The organism is Novosphingobium capsulatum NBRC 12533, from assembly GCF_001598375.1.
GTDB lineage: Bacteria > Pseudomonadota > Alphaproteobacteria > Sphingomonadales > Sphingomonadaceae > Novosphingobium > Novosphingobium capsulatum.
In genome coordinates, this window is the sequence record NZ_BCYV01000005.1 from 96,953 (window position 1) to 112,140 (window position 15,188).

Sequence of the window (15,188 nt, forward strand, 5' to 3'; positions counted from 1 at the left end):
ACAGAGCCTTACTTCAGCGCGTCAATCCAGCAACGCAGCAGGCCAAGGGCCAGGCCCTTGTCGATGGTTTCGGCAGCTTCTTCAACGCCTTCGTGCCAGTCGGTGACATCCCCGGCGACCATCAGCGCGGCCGCGGCGTTGAACAGCACGGCATCGCGATAGGGGCCGGGCTGGCCATCGAGCAGCGCCTGGAGCGCAGCGGCGTTATAGGCAGCGTCTCCGCCGCGAATGGCATCGACCGGCGCGGTGGTCAGGCCAGCGTCGCCCGGCGCGATGCGGTGCATGAGGATCGCGCCTCCATGCACGTCGGCCACTTCATTGCCGCCGGCCAGGCTCAATTCGTCGAGGCCTTCATCCCCCGAAACCACGAACGAGCGCGCGGTGCCCAGCCGCGCCAGGGCATCGGCATAGATCGGCACATAGGCGGGGCGGGCAATGCCGACGAGCTGGCGCTGCACGCCGGCGGGATTGGCCAGCGGGCCCATCAGGTTGAAGATCGTGCGGCGGCCAATGGCACGGCGGATCGGCATGATCCGGCCCATGGCAGGGTGGTGCTTGCCGGCGAACAGGAAGCAGATGCCAAGGTCTGCCAGCGTTTCCTCGGCTGTTTCGACTGCGCGATCGAGGTTGAGACCCAGCGCCTCCAGCGTATCGGCAGCGCCCGCCTTGGAACTGGCGGCGCGGTTGCCGTGCTTGGCCACTGGCACGCCGCAGGCGGCAACAACCAGGCTTACCGCGGTGGACACGTTCAAGGTGTGGTGCCCGTCGCCACCGGTGCCGCAGACATCGATGGCGTTTTCGGGCGCGGCGATGCTGATCATGCGCGCGCGCATGGCCTGGGCCGCGCCAGCAATTTCGCTGGCGCTTTCGCCGCGATCGGACAGCGCGACGAGGAAGGCGACGGTCGCATCGTCTGCCACCTGGCCATCGAGGATCGCGGCAAAGGCAGCTTCGGCTTCATCCTGATCGAGCGGGATTTCCCCGACCGGGGGCAGCACGGTCATGCCGGCATCCGCGCCGCGATCCCGCACAATGCCAGAAAATTGGCGATCATGGCGTGGCCATGCTCGGTCGCGATGCTTTCTGGATGGAACTGCACGCCGTGGATCGGCAGGCTGGCGTGGCGAAAGCCCATGGTGTGGCCATCATCCGACCGCGCGTTGACGATCAGGCATTCGGGCACGTCTTCCACCACCAGCGAGTGATAGCGCGTTGCGGTAAAGGGCGAAGGCAGGCCGGCGAACACGCCGGTGCCATCGTGGGTGACGGGCGAGGTCTTGCCGTGCATCAGCCCACCGCGCACCACCTTGCCGCCGAAATATTGGCCGATGGATTGGTGGCCCAGGCACACGCCGAGCAGCGGCATGCCTGCCTGCGCTGCCGCGCCGACGAGATCGAGGCTGACGCCCGCTTCGTTGGGGGTGCAGGGGCCGGGCGAGAGCAGGAAGCCCTTGGCGCCCGAAGCCAGCGCTTCGGCTGCGGTCAGCGCGTCGTTGCGCACCACGTTCACTTCTGCGCCCAGTTCCATCAGGTAGTGGACCAGGTTCCAGGTGAAGCTGTCGTAATTGTCGATGACGAGGATCATGGTCTAATCCCTATTGCCCGAACGCCGGCTCTGCCGCAACGCGGATCGCTTCGCGTGCGGCGGCGAACAGGGCGCCAGACTTGTGTTCGCATTCGCGCTGTTCGGCCGTCGGGTCGCTGTCGGCCACGATGCCGGCGCCGGCCTGGACGTGCATCACGCCATCCTTGAGTACGGCGGTACGCAGCACGATGCAGCTATCGACCGAGCCATCGGGCGCGAAATAGCCGACCCCGCCGGCATAGGCGCCGCGCGTTTCGGGTTCGAGTTCGGCAATGATCTCGCACGCGCGCACTTTGGGCGCGCCGCTCACGGTGCCGGCGGGGAAGCCGGCGAGCAGGGCATCGACCGAATCTGCGCGCTTGGCATCAAGCTGGCCGACCACGTTGGAGACGATGTGCATGACGTGGCTATAGCGTTCGATCGTATAGCTTTCGGTGACCTTGACCGTGCCGGCGGCGGCCACGCGGCCGACGTCGTTGCGGCCCAGATCGAGCAGCATGAGGTGTTCGGCGCGTTCCTTGGGATCGGCCAGCAGGCTTTCCTCGTTGGCGCGGTCTTCGGCCGGGGTGGCGCCGCGCGGGCGGGTGCCGGCGATCGGGCGGATGGTCACTTCGCCATCGCGGATGCGCACCAGGATTTCCGGGCTCGATCCGATCAGGGCAAAGCCGGGCAGATCGAGGAAATAGAGGAACGGCGAAGGGTTGATCCGCCGCAGCGCGCGATAAAGCGCCATGGGCGGCAAGGGGAACGGCGCGGTGAAGCGCTGTGCCAGCACCACTTGGAAGATATCGCCGGCGGTGATGTAGTCGCGCGCGCGGGCCACCATCTGGCCATAGCGTTCCGGCGCCATCTGCGGCTCGCGCACCAGATCGACGGCTTCGGGCAGGCGCGGGTCTGCGGGCAGGGGGCCATGCAGGCGCGCCAGCGTGGCATCGATGCGATCGGCCGCGCGCTCGACCAAGGCCTGCGGCGTGCCGCCCTCGGCCCAGACCGGGGCAACGGCGGTGAGTTCGTCGGTCAGGCGATCGAACACCAGGAGCACGGTGGGGCGCACGAACAGCATGTCAGGCAGTTCCAGCGCGCTTTGGGGGGCGCGTGGCAGCTTTTCCACCAGGCCAATGGTTTCATAGCCGAAATAGCCAACGAGGCAGGCCAGCGTGGGCGGCAGGCCTTCGGGCACGTCGATCCGGCAGCGTTCGACCAGCGCGCGCAGTTCCGCCAGGCTATTGCCCGGCAGCGCGGCGAACGCGGCACGATCGGTCTGCCAGGCGGCATTGATCTGCGCGGTTTCGCCCGTCGCGCGGAATACCAGATCGGGATCGAGCCCGACCAGGCTGTAGCGGCCACGCACTTCGCCACCCTGGACCGATTCCAGCAGAAAATCGCCGCGTTCGGCTTCGAACAGCTTGCGCGCGGCGCTGACCGGGGTTTCGCTGTCGGCAATCAGCTTGCGCCAGACCAGCGCCGGCTTTCCGGCCGCCAGCGCGGCAAGGGCCGCCGCGCTGTTTTCGGGCTGGGCGCCGGTTGGCGCAGGACGCGACAGGATCGTGGTCATGGTCTTACTGGTTACCGACAAGCTTGGCGTTGAGCGCACGCAGCGCGGTTTCATTGCGGGTGACACCCACCTGGTTGCGGATCGCGGTGCGCAGTTCCTCAGCGACTTCGCGGCCCATATCGAGGCCGAACTGCTTGCCAGCCTGGGCCAGGAACGGATCGCCCGCGGGGATGACGCCGGGCGTCACCGCCTTGAGCGAAACTACGTAGAACCCGGCATTGCCCGGCGCGGCGAGCGGCTTGGCCGTGCCCTTGGACATGGCGAACAGCAGCACCAGCGGCGGGGGCAGCTGGCGGCCGCTTTGCTGCATGGCCGCAAGCTGTTCGCGCGTGATCGCCACCGGCTGCGCGGGCGGCAGAGTCACGCCCAGACCCTTGAGCGCGTCGGCCAGCGAAGCACCCTTGGCCATCGCGGCGAGCACCTTGGCCGAGGCATCCTTGGCCTTGGCGGCGCCCTGTTCGGTGGCATAGTCGCGCGTGACCTGGTCCTTGATCTGGTCAAGCGGCGCGGGGGCGGCAGGCATGATCTGGCCCACGTCGAAGATCGCGATGCGCTTGCCATCGGCCAGCGGCGCAACCTGGCCTTCGCCTTCATGCTCCAGCGCAAAGGCGCCTTGCAGCAGGGCGGCAACATCGGCCGGGGCCTTTTGCCCAGGCTGGCCGAACACGCTGCCATCGGCAGTGAGGGCGGGAGTGGTGGTCAGCGTCACGCCCTGGGCCTTGGCCACATCAGCGAGGCCGGTGTGGTTTTCGAACTGCTCTTCCAGGCGGGAAGACAGATCGAGCAGCGCGGCGTGGCGCTTTTCGGTGGTCAGTTCCGCCACCAGTTCGGGGCGGGCCTGTTCCAGTGTCTTGCCCGGCTTCTTGACGATGGCATCGATGCGAATGACGTGCCAGCCAAGGCCGCTCTTGGCCGGCGTTGCCACCTTGCCCTGGGCGGCGGCGAAGACCACATCGGCGACGGCGGCAGAGCTTTGCGCGGCGAGCTTGTCACGCGTGAGATCGGCGATCTTGCTGGCGGCAAGGCCCTTGGCGCGGGCAGCGGCCTCGATGCTGGTGCCGGCAGAAACCTGCACGGCCAGCGCCTGGGCGGCCTGCTCGGTCGGCACGACGACCTGGGTTACCGTGCGGGTTTCGCTGGGCGCATAGACATCGGCCTTCGCCTTGTAGCGGGCGGCAATGTCAGCGTCGCTGGGGGCAGGCACGTTGGCCAGGCTCGCCTCGTCGATCACGGCATAGCGCACGGTGCGGCGCTCGGGCTGCTGATAGCGGGCGGCGTTGGCCTTGTAATAGGTGGCCAGCACGGCATCGCTCGGCTTGTCCTTGCCGGCAAAGGCGATGCTGGGCAGGAAGGCAATGTCGCCCTCGCGCTTTTCCTTGAGCATCGCTGCATAGCGCGCCACGGCCGAGGCGGGCATGGCGGCGCCCGGTACCACCGGCGACAGCACCTGACGGGCGATCAGGCTCTGCGTGATCGACTTGCGCACGGCGGCATCGGTCATCCCGCGCTGGGCGAGGAACGCGCGATAGACCGCGTCGCTGAACTTGCCATCGGGGCCCTGGAACGCGGGCTGCTTGGCGATTTCGCTGTCGACCAGACGATCGCTGACGCCCATGCCGTTCTTGGCGGCCCATTCCTGCATCGCGGCACGATCAGCCAGGCCGGAGAGGGCGTCGTTCATCACGCCTTGGGCCAGGAACTGGCGCATCGTCAGCGTCGGGTTCTGCTCGCGCTCCTGCTCGAACGCGGTGGTGATGGTCTTGCCCAACTCGTCCACGCCAACCTTGGCATGGCCGACCTTGGCTGCTGCCTCACCGTCCGAAGACTGGCCGACACGCAGGCCGCTCACGTCGGCGCCGGCAAAGGCCAGGGCAAGAAGACCGATGAACACCAGGGCGAAAAGCGCGCCGATGCGGGAATGGATCAGTTTACGAAACAGCGAGAGCATGGGATGCGATCAAATCCGCCTGATGACTTGGATTGGCCTGCCTTAGGAGGCTTGGACCGATCCCGCAATGCCTCTGGCAGGGCACATGCCGCCCAAGCACTTCATCGCGGGGGCCTTGCGCTGGCGGGGCAATTGCAGGCAAGGGGGGTGGCACGGAATCGGGCCTGACAACGCGCCACCGCACAACAACCGGCGCGGCAATCCCGATTTTCGGCGGGGCACACAGAACGAGGGATCAAAGCCAGCCATGGCGCAACGACCATATATCGTCGGCAACTGGAAGATGAACGGCAGCCGGGCCATGCTGGCCGAGGCGCGCGCGATCGACCGCGCTGCTGCCCGCCATCCGCAGGTGGATATCGCCCTGGCGCCGCCGTTCCCGCTGATCGGCCTGCTGCGCGAGGCCGTGACCGGCATCGGCGTGGGCGGGCAGGATTGCCATACCGAGGCCAAGGGCGCTCATACCGGTGATGTTTCGGCCGCCATGCTGGCCGATATCGGTGCCGATTTCGTGATCCTGGGTCACAGCGAGCGCCGCCGCGACCATGGCGAGAGCAATGCGCTGGTCCGCGCCAAGGCCGATGCCGCGCTGGCGGCTGGGCTGGGCGTGATCATCTGCGTGGGCGAAACGCTGGAAGAGCGTGACGCCGGCCGCGCCGAAGATGTGGTGGCCAGCCAGGTCGACCATTCCCTGCCGCAGGGCGAAGCGGCACTAGAAGCCGTCGCCGGTGGCAAGCTGGCCGTTGCCTATGAACCGGTATGGGCGATCGGCACCGGCCGTGTGGCCGATGTCGAGGATGTGATTGCCATGCACGCCGCAGTGCGGGCGCGGCTTCATGCCGCCTATGACGAAGCCGGCGCGCGCCCGCGCATCCTCTATGGCGGGTCGGTCAATGCCGGCAACGCCGCTGCATTGCTGGCTGCGCCCGAGGTGGGCGGGGCTCTGGTTGGCGGGGCAAGCCTGACGGCCGATGCCTTCCTGCCGATCGTGGCGGCCGCTGGCGCCGGCGAAGGCTGAGCGCAAAATTCGGCCCCTTGCGCAAGGGCGCCCGGCGCCCTAAGTGCGCCGCAACAGTTTCAGGCGGAACCTCATGTCGCTCTTTATCTTCCTCACCGTTATCCAGGCGCTGGTGGCTGCCGCCCTGGTTGGCGTGATTCTCATTCAAAAGTCCGAAGGCGGCGGCCTGGGCGTGGGCGGCAGCCCGGCCGGCTTCATGTCGGCACGCGGCGCGGCCGATTTCCTCACGCGCGTTACCTCGATCCTGGCGGTTCTGTTCGTCGGGCTGAGCATCGTGCTGGCGGCCATGGCCGTCAACGCCGGTGGCAGCCGCACGCTCGACACGTCGCTCCAGCGCACGGCCGACCCGCTGGCCGGCCAGGCCCAGCAGCCGGTTGCGCCCGCTGCCCCGGCGGCTGATCCTTCGGCGGCAGCCCCTGCTGCGCCGGCCGATCCGCTTGGTGGTGCCGCCAAGCAGTAACCCTATGCAAGCATGAAACCAGGCGTTCCCGCCCCGCAGGCGGGGGCGCCGGTTTTGTTTTTGCGGTCCCTTTCGTGATGCCTGCGCGTGCCTGCAACGGGCGTGCGTGGTATTGCGGTTCGCCCTTGCGCCTGTGGATTGCCACGCTGTTCGGCGTCGGTTCTGCTTGCGCTCCCCTCCCTTCTGACGCTAAGGCCCAACTCCCATGGCGCGGTACATTTTTATCACCGGCGGCGTGGTCTCCTCGCTCGGCAAAGGTCTCATGGCGGCAAGCCTCGCGGCGCTGCTCCAGGCACGTGGCTATCGAGTGCGGATCCGCAAGTTCGATCCCTATCTCAACGTCGATCCGGGCACGATGAGCCCGTATCAGCACGGCGAAGTCTTCGTCACCGACGACGGCGCAGAGACCGACCTTGACCTTGGCCACTATGAGCGTTTCACCGGGGTTTCGGCCCGCCAGGCCGACAACATCACCTCGGGCCGGATCTATCGCGACATCATCGCCAAGGAACGCCGTGGCGATTACCTGGGCGCAACCGTGCAGGTGATCCCGCACGTGACTGACGCGATTAAGGACTTTGCCCAGGCCGAAACCGAAGACCTCGATTTCGTACTGTGCGAAATCGGTGGCACGGTGGGCGATATCGAAGGCCTGCCGTTCATCGAAGCGCTGCGCCAGCTGCACAACGAGCTGGACCGCGACCAGACCTGCTTCGTCCACGTGACGCTGGTGCCCTATATCGCGGCCGCTGGCGAGCTGAAGACCAAGCCGACCCAGCACTCCGTGCGCGAGCTGACCGGCCTTGGCATCCAGCCCGACATCCTGCTGTGCCGCTGTGAAAAGCCGCTGCCCGATGGCGAGCGCGCCAAGATCGCGCAGTTCTGCAACGTGCGCAAATCGGCGGTGATTCCGGCGCTTGACGCCAGCAGCATCTATGCCGTGCCACTGCAGTATCACGCCGAGGGCCTCGACGCCGAAGTGCTGCGCCATTTCGGCATGACGGCACCGCAGCCGGACCTGGCGGTGTGGGACGATATCGTCGATCGCTATCAGAACCCGGAAGGCGAAGTGACGATCGGCGTGGTCGGCAAGTATGTCGGCCTGCAGGACGCCTACAAGTCGCTCAACGAGGCGCTGGCCCACGGCGGCATGGCCAACCGCGTCAAGGTCAACGTGCGCTGGATCGATGCCGAACTGTTCGAGCGCGAAGACAGCGAGATTGCCGCGCACCTTGAACCGATGCATGGCATCCTGGTGCCCGGCGGCTTTGGCGAGCGCGGCTCGGAAGGCAAGATTGCCAGCGTGCGCTTTGCCCGCGAGCGCGACGTGCCGTTCTTCGGCATTTGCCTGGGCATGCAGATGGCCTGCATCGAGGGCGCGCGCAACACCGCCGGCATCGCCGAGGCGTCTTCCACCGAATTCGGCCCGACCAAGGAACCGGTGGTGGGCATCATCACCGAATGGATGACCGCCGAAGGCCTGGAAAAGCGCGAAGCGGGTGGCGATCTGGGCGGCACGATGCGCCTGGGCGCCTATGAAGCGCACCTGGCCGGCAACAGCCATGTGTCGAGCATCTATGACGCCACCACGATCAGCGAGCGCCATCGCCACCGCTATGAAGTGAACGTCGCCTATCGCGATGCGCTGGAGCAGGGCGGCCTGCGCTTTTCCGGCATGTCGCCCGATGGCCTGCTGCCCGAAATCGTCGAGCGTCCCGATCATCCGTTCTTCATCGGCGTGCAGTTCCACCCCGAACTGAAGAGCCGCCCGTTCGATCCGCACCCGCTGTTCAAGAGCTTTATCGCTGCTGCAGTGAAGCAGGCGCGGCTGGTTTGATTTTCTAGTTTCGTTTCAGGCGTCCACCACCCCCTGACCCCCTCCTATAAAGAGGCGGGGGAGCAAACGGGAAAAGCCGCATCCTCTTTAGAGGAGAGGGTTGGGGGTGGCGCGAAGCCTTGCACAAACCCAAACCCAAAAGGGGCGCTGGCCGCATTGGCCAGCGCCCCTTCGCGTTTCCTCAGGTCAATGGATCAGGCGGCCGCGCTGGCGTCGCCACCTTCCACCACCGACAGGGCCTTCTGGTTGCCGATCAGCACCTTCTTGGGCTTCATCGCCTCGGGCACTTCGCGCACCAGGTCGATGGTCAGCAGACCATCGGCGAGGTCGGCCGCGCTCACCCGCACGAAATCGGCGAGTTCGAAGCGGCGTTCGAAGCTGCGGTTGGCAATGCCCAGATGCAGGTACTGCTTGTCGGTCAGATCGGCCTTGCTGCCCTTGACCACCAGCAGGTTCTGCTGCGCGGTGATATCGAGGTCTTCCGGCTTGAAACCGGCCACGGCCAGCGTGATGCGATAGGCATCCTCACCCTGGCGCTCGATGTTGAAGGGCGGATAGTTATCGCCAGCATTGGCGCGGGCCTGGCGTTCGAGCAGGTCGAACAGCCGATCGAAACCCACGGTCGTGCGGCGATAGGGGGTGAAATCGAAACGGTTCATGGCAATATCCTCAATCAGAGCAATCTGCACATGCCCCTGCCCGGGAAACTCCGGCGCTGGGGCGGGTTTAACATGGCGTGCCCGTCTTGCGGCGCACGTCACAAACGACCATGTGTGGGCTGCACCGCGCATTTCAAGGCCCCCGGTTTCACCAATTTCATCGGAGCGAACATGACCCAGTCCCCAAGCCCCAAGGTCGAAATCTACACCAAGTGGGGTTGCCCCTATTGCGTGCGCGCCAAGGCCCTGCTCGATGAAAAGGGCGTGGCCTATGAAGAATATGACGTGACCATGGGTGGCCCCAAGCGCGCCGAAATGGTTGAGCGAGCACCCGGTGCCGCCACCGTGCCGCAGATTTTCGTCAACGATCAGGCACTGGGCGGCAGCGACGATCTCCAGGCGCTCGACCGCGCCGGCAAGCTCGACGCGCTACTCGGACTCGCCTGACCTTGGGCATGAACGCGCCCGTGCGCGTGGCGCTGTTGCAGATGACCAGCGGCATCGATCCGCTGGTCAATGCCGCTACGATTGCCGATGCCGCCGCCCGCGCCGCCGGGGAAGGGGCAGCCATGCTGTTCACCCCGGAAATGGCCGGGCTGATCGATCGGGACCGCGCCCGCGCGACGCCGCATATCGTGGCCGAAGCGGCCAATCCGGTGCTGGCTGCCGCACAAGAGGCGGCGGCACGCCACGGCATATGGGTGCATCTGGGCTCGCTCGCGATCCGGCCGGATCAGCCGGCAGAGGGCGGCGACGCACGCTGGGCCAACCGCGCCTTCGTGATCGACGGCGCCGGCCAGATCGCGGCCCGCTATGACAAGATGCACATGTTCGACGTGGACCTGGCCACGGGCGAAACCTGGCGCGAATCGGCCGCCTATCGTCCTGGTGATGCCGTAGTCACGGTCGAAACCCCGGTCGGCCGCCTGGGCCTGGCGATCTGCTATGACATCCGCTTTCCGGCCTTGTTCGAGGCATTGGGCCAAGCCCGCTGCGATTGCATCGCCATCCCCGCCGCCTTCACCGTGCCCACGGGCGCCGCGCACTGGCACCTGATGCAGCGCGCCCGCGCGGTGGAGGCCAGCGCCTTCGTGATCAGCGCAGCGCAGACCGGCCGGCATGAAGACGGGCGCGATACCTATGGCCATAGCCTGGTGGTCGATCCCTGGGGTGATGTGCTGCTCGACATGGGCGGCAATGCCGGCCTGGGCCTTGCGGAAATCGACCTGGGGCGCCTGGCTGCGGTGCGCCAGCAACTGCCCAGTCTTGCCAACAGGCGCGCCGTGCCCATATCGCGCGCACCATGATTGTCTTCGATCTGCAATGCACCGGCGGCCAGCACCGTTTCGAAGGGTGGTTCGCCTCGTCGGCCGATTATGCGCGCCAGCAGGAGCGCGGCTTGGTCACCTGCCCGATGTGCGGCAGCGGCGAGGTGATCAAGGCCGTGATGGCCCCGGCCGTGGGGCGCAAGGGCAACCAGGCGCCGGCCTTGCCCGTGCCAAGCCCGGCGGACGCTGCACCCGCCGCGCCCGCCGCTGCGGCGCCGGCCAAGTCGTCCCCGCCAGCAAAGCTGCCGCCAGAGGCCGTGGCAATGCTGCGCGCCGTGGCCTTGGCGCAAGCAGAAGCGATCAAGTCATCGACCTGGGTTGGCGATTCCTTTGCCGAGGATGCGCGCGCCATGCATTACGGCGAAAAGGATGCCGCGCCGATCCACGGCCAGGCCACCCCGCAAGAGGCCCGGGAATTGCTGGACGAGGGCATTGCCGTGGCGCCGCTGCTGATCCCCGTAGTGCCGCCGGGCGAAGCGAACTGACCACGGGCCTGGCCCATGCGGGCAGGGCTGCGCAAACGCACATTGCCTTGCCGCAACCACGCCCCTAAGAGAGGCGCGGGCGCCCGTAGCTCAGCAGGATAGAGCACCAGATTCCTAATCTGGGGGCCATGGGTTCGAATCCCGTCGGGCGCACCAACACCAGGCCGGTCCTGCCAAGAGCCGGCCTTTTGCAATCGCGATCAGCGTGGGCTGCCGATGCCCTTGCGGCCGAATACCGGGCGCAGTGGTGCCGGTTGGGCGGCGTTGTCCTCGATCGGCGGTGGCGGCGGGCTGGCGCGCTGGGCCAGATGGCGCGCGATGATGGCGTCGGGATCGAAATCGGATTTGGCTGGCAAGTCTTCCAGGCCGGGCGCAGCGGTGGCGCGCGGCGGCGTTTGTGCCGGTTGCATCAGGCGGCGCAGCGAAATCAGGCCGCCCAGCGCCGATGCGGCGGCAAGGGCCCAGACGCCGATGACCGCGGATTGTCCCACCCCAAACGCCCCGGCATCCGGGCCGGCATCCTGCAATTGCCAGGCGCTGACGCCCCACAGGATGGCCGAGCCGAACGCGCCGATCATGCGCAGGGCGTGGCCGGTGTTGCGGCCGGTTTTGACGAGTGTCTTGAACATGCGCCGGCACTTCCCCCGCAGCCGTCAGGCTGATCACGGTGTGTGGTGTACGCCGGCAATCGTGCAGGAAAGGTTGCCGTGCGCCGCCTAAAGCCGCTTTTGCAGAAAGAACCGGCTTTGCCCGCGCGGATGGTCATCAAGCTGGCCGAACACGGCATAGCCGAGCTTTTCATAGAAGCGCGGCGCCTGGAATGCATAAGTATCGAGCCAGATGCCGACGCAGCCCTGCGCCCGGGCATGCGCTTCGGCCTGGTGCATCAAGGCTTCGCCATGGCCTTGGCCACGGTGCGCATCAGGCACGGCGAGCAGCTCGATGAACAGCCAGTCGTAGGAAATCTTGCCCCACAGGCCGCCGACTTCGACGCCGTCGGCATCGGTCAGCATCAGGGCGAGGGACGACAGGCCCGGATCACCCCCCTCGCGCACGTTGTACACGCGCAGCGGCGCCAGGATCGCTTCGCGCTGGGCAGGGGTCGGTTCGGCGGCATGGACAATCGTCAGCGACATGGCCGCGGCTCATGGCGTCTAACCACGAAGGTGACAATCACAAAGCGGTTGAAACGCTCAGCACGTTGCTGGTGTGACCGCAGGCGCCGGGTTGTAGATCTGCGTCAGATCGCGATCGTCACGAACATACATCGCCGCGTCCTTGCGGATAACGGTGGTTTTGAACACCGTGCCGAAAAACAAGGGTTGGTAGTTGTAGGCCACTTCGACGTACATCATCGCATAAGGGCTTTCGACCGTGATGGGCGTGGGCTGCCCCATGCCGGCAAAGCTGGTGCCGGTGCTGCCCGTGCCCTGGACGCCATAGCGCGAGACGTACTTGTTGCTGCCCCAGCAACGCTGCCAGTGAATCCATTGGCCGCCCGAGCTGTTGGTTTCCAGGCTGGAGAGGATCACCCGGCCGTTGACGGGAAAATTGAGGTCTTCCACCGAAAGCGCGGCGCCGGTGAATACCTGGTTCACGTCAAATTCGCGAAACATCGGCGCGCCGCCCACCACCGACTGCTTGGCGCGTGAAGCGTTGTCGGCCACCGAAATGGCAAGCTGGTTGAGCCGGACATGCAGGATGCCCAAGTTTACCATTTCCATCGAGCCCAGGGCCATGACCATGACGAACGGCAGGCTGACGCCCAGTTCGACGACGGTAACCGCGCTGGTATTGCGCGCGAGGCGGCGCAGGAGCGGAAAGAGAGAGCGACGCTTCAGCATATCTGGGTCACCGTACGAACGGTCTGCGTGGCAAAGGGCTGGTTGCGCAAGATCGTGCTGGCGCTTGCCGTCATGTTGGTTGGCAGGCCAAGCATGCTGGAAAAGCCGAACAGCGCGGTATAGTTCACCGTGACGGTATAGAGCACGACGTCGTTTGCGCCGCCCAGCCCGGTCTTGCCCATATCCGCATCCCAGACCCCGTTGCCGTTGGCATCGTTGAAGCATTCGCCCTGATCGTATTGCCCGTTCTTGTTGGAATCGGTGAAGACTTCGGGCTGACCGACGTTGGTGAAATCGGTATAGTTGCGGCGCGAGAACGATACCGTGGCCCATGGCACGACATGCTGGATGCGCGTGGTGACCTCGCTGTCGATGGTGGTAGTCGAGGTTTGCGCGCTTTGCAGCGAGGAATCGCGCCCGGCGGCGTTGATCGTGCCGGTCAACACGGCCTGCACATAATAGGCCAGGCCCAACTCCAGCAACACGGCCATGATCAGCAGCATGACCGGCGCAGCCAGCGCAAATTCCAGCGCGGTCACGCCCCGGGGATCGCGCCGGAGCCGGCGGACCATCTGGCGAAGCACGAGGCCGGTCATTTGTTGAGCCGCAGGTTGGCCACCTGGCCGGCGATGTACTGGAAGGTGGTGGTCAGCGCCGTGGTATTGGATGCGTAATAGGCGCGGTTGGCCGTGGCGCAGGCCTGCATCTGGGTTGTCAGGGTCTGGCCAAAGCCGATGACCCAGATGGTATAGCCCATGTTCTTGGCCAGCGTGCAAGCCGCCAGGAAGCGGTTGTTGTGATAGTTGACGAGGCTGGAGGCCGAGGTGGAGGTGGGCGCATCGCGGCCATCGTATTGCGTCACGCCCCACGCCGTATAGTTGGCGGGATAGTTTTCCATGGTGCCGTCGGTCATGAAGATGATGTGGCGGCTCACCGAGGGCAGATTGCCGGCATTGACGTTGCTGGCAAAAATCCCGTTGGGATTGCCCAGGCGCGCGCCCCACAGCATGCCGATGTCGTGATAGGTACCGCCGTTGGCGTAGAGGCTGTTGACGTAATTGTTCAGCCACGTGGGCACGGTTTGCGGCGCCGTGGTATCCACCGTGGTGAACGGCAGCATCGACTGCGGGCAATAGCCTGTTTGGTTGGACATGTCGGTGGTCGTGTTGAGCGGCATTGAATAGCCGTTGAGATAGAACTCGAGGCTTTCCAGATAGGGCTTCCAGCTGGTGGCGTCGTTGGTCGGCGCGCTCGTCACGTCCATGTCGTAGGCGCCGCTGGGAATGGGCGACATCGACAGCTGCGGCACCGTGTTGCGCTCTTCGATGCAGCCGCTCCAAGTATAGCTGGTGGTGGTGACATTGCCCACCGTGCCGGTGGCAGTGGTGCCGGTGGCGAGGTCGCGGATGGTGTAGTAGGGATTGGTGCTGGATGGCTTGGTCGTGACGTAGGATGCGCTCGATGCGTTGTTGCCGTTATAGAGCGTCACGCCCGTCGCCAGCGGCACCGAGCCGAATCCCTTGAACGCGGTCACGTCCATGGTCGTCTGGGCATAGCGATAGCTGATCGCGGGATATCGCGTCTGCTTGTTCACGGTGATGGGGGTGGTGCTGAACTGCACCAACTGGGTAATGTATGGCGAGCTGTTGACGAAATAGTTGCTGGGCATCGCGCCCGACGTCAGCAGCCCTTTGGCGTTGACCGTCATGGAATAGGGTACGAAGCCGAAGCGCACGCGGGTGTTGACCTTGTCGACCACCGCACCCGCCACCGTGGTATAAAACGAGCGGATCGCGTTCTGCAGGCCGACGATCTTGGAATCCGAACCGCTATAGCAATTGCCGCCCGACACATTGCAGGCCATCGACCCGGTCGTATCGAGCACGAACATGACGTCGGCATTGGCCATCTGCAATTCAGCGCTGCACTCCACGGTCATCGGCAGGCTGGAATAGTTGAACAGCTTCATCAGCGTGGTCGGCATCGTGGTGCTGGCCGTGCCGCTGACGTGGCCGGTGGTATCGGCGCTGGTGGTGAAAACCGCGGCAGAGCTTTCAGTGCGGTTTTCGTTGATGTTGAAGTTGAACATCTTGTTGGCCTTGGCCTGTTCGGCAGCGCCATAGACGCCCGAAGCCGCCATCGCCTTGCGTCCGGCAAGCACGCCTGCGTCGCAGGCGTCCTGAAGGCTGGTCTTGGTGAGATACGCGCGCGACATGTCCATGCCCAGGCCTGCCAGCGTGATCATCGTGAACGCCGTCAGCGTCATGATCGCCAGGGCATTGCCAGCCCGGTCCTTGGCCAGGCGGCCCATGAAGCCGCGGGCAGGACCCTGCGTGCGGTGCTGGCCGCGGCTGCCGCGATAGGCCTTCAAGCGCTGACGCAACCAACCCAAAAGCATGATCGAAACCTGAACCTTCCCGTTGCCGTGGCGCTGTCACGCACCACACCCCGGCGGCGATCATGCATCGG

General features: G+C 65.7%; 16 protein-coding genes and 1 tRNA gene. 7 read left to right on the forward strand and 10 right to left on the reverse strand.

The window, feature by feature from the left end; genetic code table 11:
• Positions 1–8: 8 nt before the first annotated feature.
• Genes trpD through SCA01S_RS02185 form a run of 4 tightly spaced genes read right to left on the reverse strand, consistent with a single transcriptional unit; the run spans position 9 to position 5,088 of the window.
• Positions 9–1,004, reverse strand: coding sequence for an anthranilate phosphoribosyltransferase (gene trpD / locus SCA01S_RS02170; RefSeq protein ID WP_062782985.1), 996 nt, complete (start codon positions 1,002–1,004; stop codon positions 9–11).
• Complete coding sequence (locus SCA01S_RS02175) at positions 1,001–1,585, reverse strand: anthranilate synthase component II (RefSeq protein WP_054130993.1); 585 nt, start codon at positions 1,583–1,585, stop codon at positions 1,001–1,003. Before SCA01S_RS02175 ends, trpD begins: the two co-directional genes overlap by 4 nt.
• A gap of 10 nt (positions 1,586–1,595) precedes the next feature.
• Positions 1,596–3,140 (reverse strand): anthranilate synthase component I, encoded by a 1,545-nt coding sequence (trpE, locus tag SCA01S_RS02180; protein ID WP_062782419.1) that lies wholly within the window; start codon positions 3,138–3,140, stop codon positions 1,596–1,598.
• 4 nt (positions 3,141–3,144) lie between these two features.
• Positions 3,145–5,088 (reverse strand): peptidylprolyl isomerase, encoded by a 1,944-nt coding sequence (locus SCA01S_RS02185; RefSeq protein ID WP_062782421.1) that lies wholly within the window; start codon positions 5,086–5,088, stop codon positions 3,145–3,147.
• A 247-nt stretch (positions 5,089–5,335) separates the two neighbouring features.
• Here SCA01S_RS02185 and tpiA point away from each other — a divergent pair, with 247 nt between their 5' ends.
• The 3 genes from tpiA to pyrG all read left to right on the forward strand — a co-directional run bounded on the left by tpiA (position 5,336) and on the right by pyrG (position 8,403).
• Positions 5,336–6,106 carry a triose-phosphate isomerase gene (tpiA, locus tag SCA01S_RS02190; protein WP_062782424.1) on the forward strand — a complete coding sequence of 257 codons (771 nt, stop codon included), beginning with the start codon at positions 5,336–5,338 and terminating at the stop codon, positions 6,104–6,106.
• Positions 6,107–6,179: 73 nt separating this feature from the next.
• Complete coding sequence (secG, locus tag SCA01S_RS02195) at positions 6,180–6,566, forward strand: preprotein translocase subunit SecG (protein WP_022675537.1); 387 nt, start codon at positions 6,180–6,182, stop codon at positions 6,564–6,566.
• A 205-nt stretch (positions 6,567–6,771) separates the two neighbouring features.
• A complete protein-coding gene (pyrG, locus tag SCA01S_RS02200; RefSeq protein ID WP_022675538.1) occupies positions 6,772–8,403 on the forward strand; it encodes a CTP synthase in 1,632 nt (543 codons plus the stop codon).
• A 194-nt stretch (positions 8,404–8,597) separates the two neighbouring features.
• Here the strand turns inward: pyrG and SCA01S_RS02205 are convergent, their stop codons facing one another.
• Entirely contained in the window at positions 8,598–9,062 is a 465-nt protein-coding gene (locus SCA01S_RS02205) for an Hsp20 family protein (protein WP_028657657.1), read from the reverse strand.
• A gap of 171 nt (positions 9,063–9,233) precedes the next feature.
• Between SCA01S_RS02205 and grxC the strand changes: the two genes are divergently transcribed.
• From grxC to SCA01S_RS02225, 4 genes are all read left to right on the forward strand, one after another.
• Positions 9,234–9,509: a glutaredoxin 3 gene (gene grxC / locus SCA01S_RS02210; RefSeq protein WP_028657658.1), complete on the forward strand. Its 276-nt coding sequence runs from the start codon at positions 9,234–9,236 to the stop codon at positions 9,507–9,509.
• Positions 9,510–9,517: 8 nt separating this feature from the next.
• Positions 9,518–10,369 (forward strand): carbon-nitrogen hydrolase family protein, encoded by an 852-nt coding sequence (locus tag SCA01S_RS02215; protein WP_062782427.1) that lies wholly within the window; start codon positions 9,518–9,520, stop codon positions 10,367–10,369.
• Entirely contained in the window at positions 10,366–10,875 is a 510-nt protein-coding gene (locus tag SCA01S_RS02220) for a DUF1178 family protein (RefSeq protein WP_062782430.1), read from the forward strand. Before SCA01S_RS02215 ends, SCA01S_RS02220 begins: the two co-directional genes overlap by 4 nt.
• A gap of 79 nt (positions 10,876–10,954) precedes the next feature.
• Positions 10,955–11,031 (forward strand) — tRNA-Arg (locus SCA01S_RS02225).
• Positions 11,032–11,075: 44 nt separating this feature from the next.
• On the opposite strand, the gene SCA01S_RS02230 is transcribed toward SCA01S_RS02225, so the two are convergent.
• The 5 genes from SCA01S_RS02230 to SCA01S_RS02250 form a co-directional block, all read right to left on the reverse strand.
• Positions 11,076–11,504, reverse strand: a complete 429-nt coding sequence (locus SCA01S_RS02230; protein WP_062782432.1) for a hypothetical protein — start codon at positions 11,502–11,504, stop codon at positions 11,076–11,078.
• 87 nt (positions 11,505–11,591) lie between these two features.
• On the reverse strand, positions 11,592–12,011 hold the full coding sequence (locus SCA01S_RS02235) for a GNAT family N-acetyltransferase (RefSeq protein WP_022675544.1): 420 nt from the start codon (positions 12,009–12,011) through the stop codon (positions 11,592–11,594).
• A gap of 57 nt (positions 12,012–12,068) precedes the next feature.
• Positions 12,069–12,719, reverse strand: a complete 651-nt coding sequence (locus tag SCA01S_RS02240) for a TadE/TadG family type IV pilus assembly protein (protein WP_022675545.1) — start codon at positions 12,717–12,719, stop codon at positions 12,069–12,071.
• Positions 12,713–13,291, reverse strand: coding sequence for a TadE/TadG family type IV pilus assembly protein (locus tag SCA01S_RS02245; RefSeq protein WP_167542857.1), 579 nt, complete (start codon positions 13,289–13,291; stop codon positions 12,713–12,715). The genes SCA01S_RS02240 and SCA01S_RS02245 overlap by 7 nt, the downstream gene beginning before the upstream one ends.
• Before the next feature lie 20 nt (positions 13,292–13,311).
• Positions 13,312–15,117, reverse strand: coding sequence for a TadE/TadG family type IV pilus assembly protein (locus tag SCA01S_RS02250; RefSeq protein WP_084390727.1), 1,806 nt, complete (start codon positions 15,115–15,117; stop codon positions 13,312–13,314).
• Between the last annotated feature and the right edge of the window lie 71 nt (positions 15,118–15,188).

Coding starts and splice junctions, on each gene's coding strand:
- trpE (WP_062782419.1), bottom strand. CDS start 3,140: ATGACCACGATCCTGTCGCGTCCTGCGCCAACCGGCGCCCAGCCCGAA.
- SCA01S_RS02245 (WP_167542857.1), bottom strand. CDS start 13,291: ATGGTCCGCCGGCTCCGGCGCGATCCCCGGGGCGTGACCGCGCTGGAA.
- SCA01S_RS02175 (WP_054130993.1), bottom strand. CDS start 1,585: ATGATCCTCGTCATCGACAATTACGACAGCTTCACCTGGAACCTGGTC.
- SCA01S_RS02205 (WP_028657657.1), bottom strand. CDS start 9,062: ATGAACCGTTTCGATTTCACCCCCTATCGCCGCACGACCGTGGGTTTC.
- SCA01S_RS02185 (WP_062782421.1), bottom strand. CDS start 5,088: ATGCTCTCGCTGTTTCGTAAACTGATCCATTCCCGCATCGGCGCGCTT.
- SCA01S_RS02215 (WP_062782427.1), top strand. CDS start 9,518: ATGAACGCGCCCGTGCGCGTGGCGCTGTTGCAGATGACCAGCGGCATC.
- SCA01S_RS02250 (WP_084390727.1), bottom strand. CDS start 15,117: ATGCTTTTGGGTTGGTTGCGTCAGCGCTTGAAGGCCTATCGCGGCAGC.
- SCA01S_RS02220 (WP_062782430.1), top strand. CDS start 10,366: ATGATTGTCTTCGATCTGCAATGCACCGGCGGCCAGCACCGTTTCGAA.
- SCA01S_RS02235 (WP_022675544.1), bottom strand. CDS start 12,011: ATGTCGCTGACGATTGTCCATGCCGCCGAACCGACCCCTGCCCAGCGC.
- trpD (WP_062782985.1), bottom strand. CDS start 1,004: ATGACCGTGCTGCCCCCGGTCGGGGAAATCCCGCTCGATCAGGATGAA.
- pyrG (WP_022675538.1), top strand. CDS start 6,772: ATGGCGCGGTACATTTTTATCACCGGCGGCGTGGTCTCCTCGCTCGGC.
- SCA01S_RS02230 (WP_062782432.1), bottom strand. CDS start 11,504: ATGTTCAAGACACTCGTCAAAACCGGCCGCAACACCGGCCACGCCCTG.
- SCA01S_RS02240 (WP_022675545.1), bottom strand. CDS start 12,719: ATGCTGAAGCGTCGCTCTCTCTTTCCGCTCCTGCGCCGCCTCGCGCGC.
- secG (WP_022675537.1), top strand. CDS start 6,180: ATGTCGCTCTTTATCTTCCTCACCGTTATCCAGGCGCTGGTGGCTGCC.
- grxC (WP_028657658.1), top strand. CDS start 9,234: ATGACCCAGTCCCCAAGCCCCAAGGTCGAAATCTACACCAAGTGGGGT.
- tpiA (WP_062782424.1), top strand. CDS start 5,336: ATGGCGCAACGACCATATATCGTCGGCAACTGGAAGATGAACGGCAGC.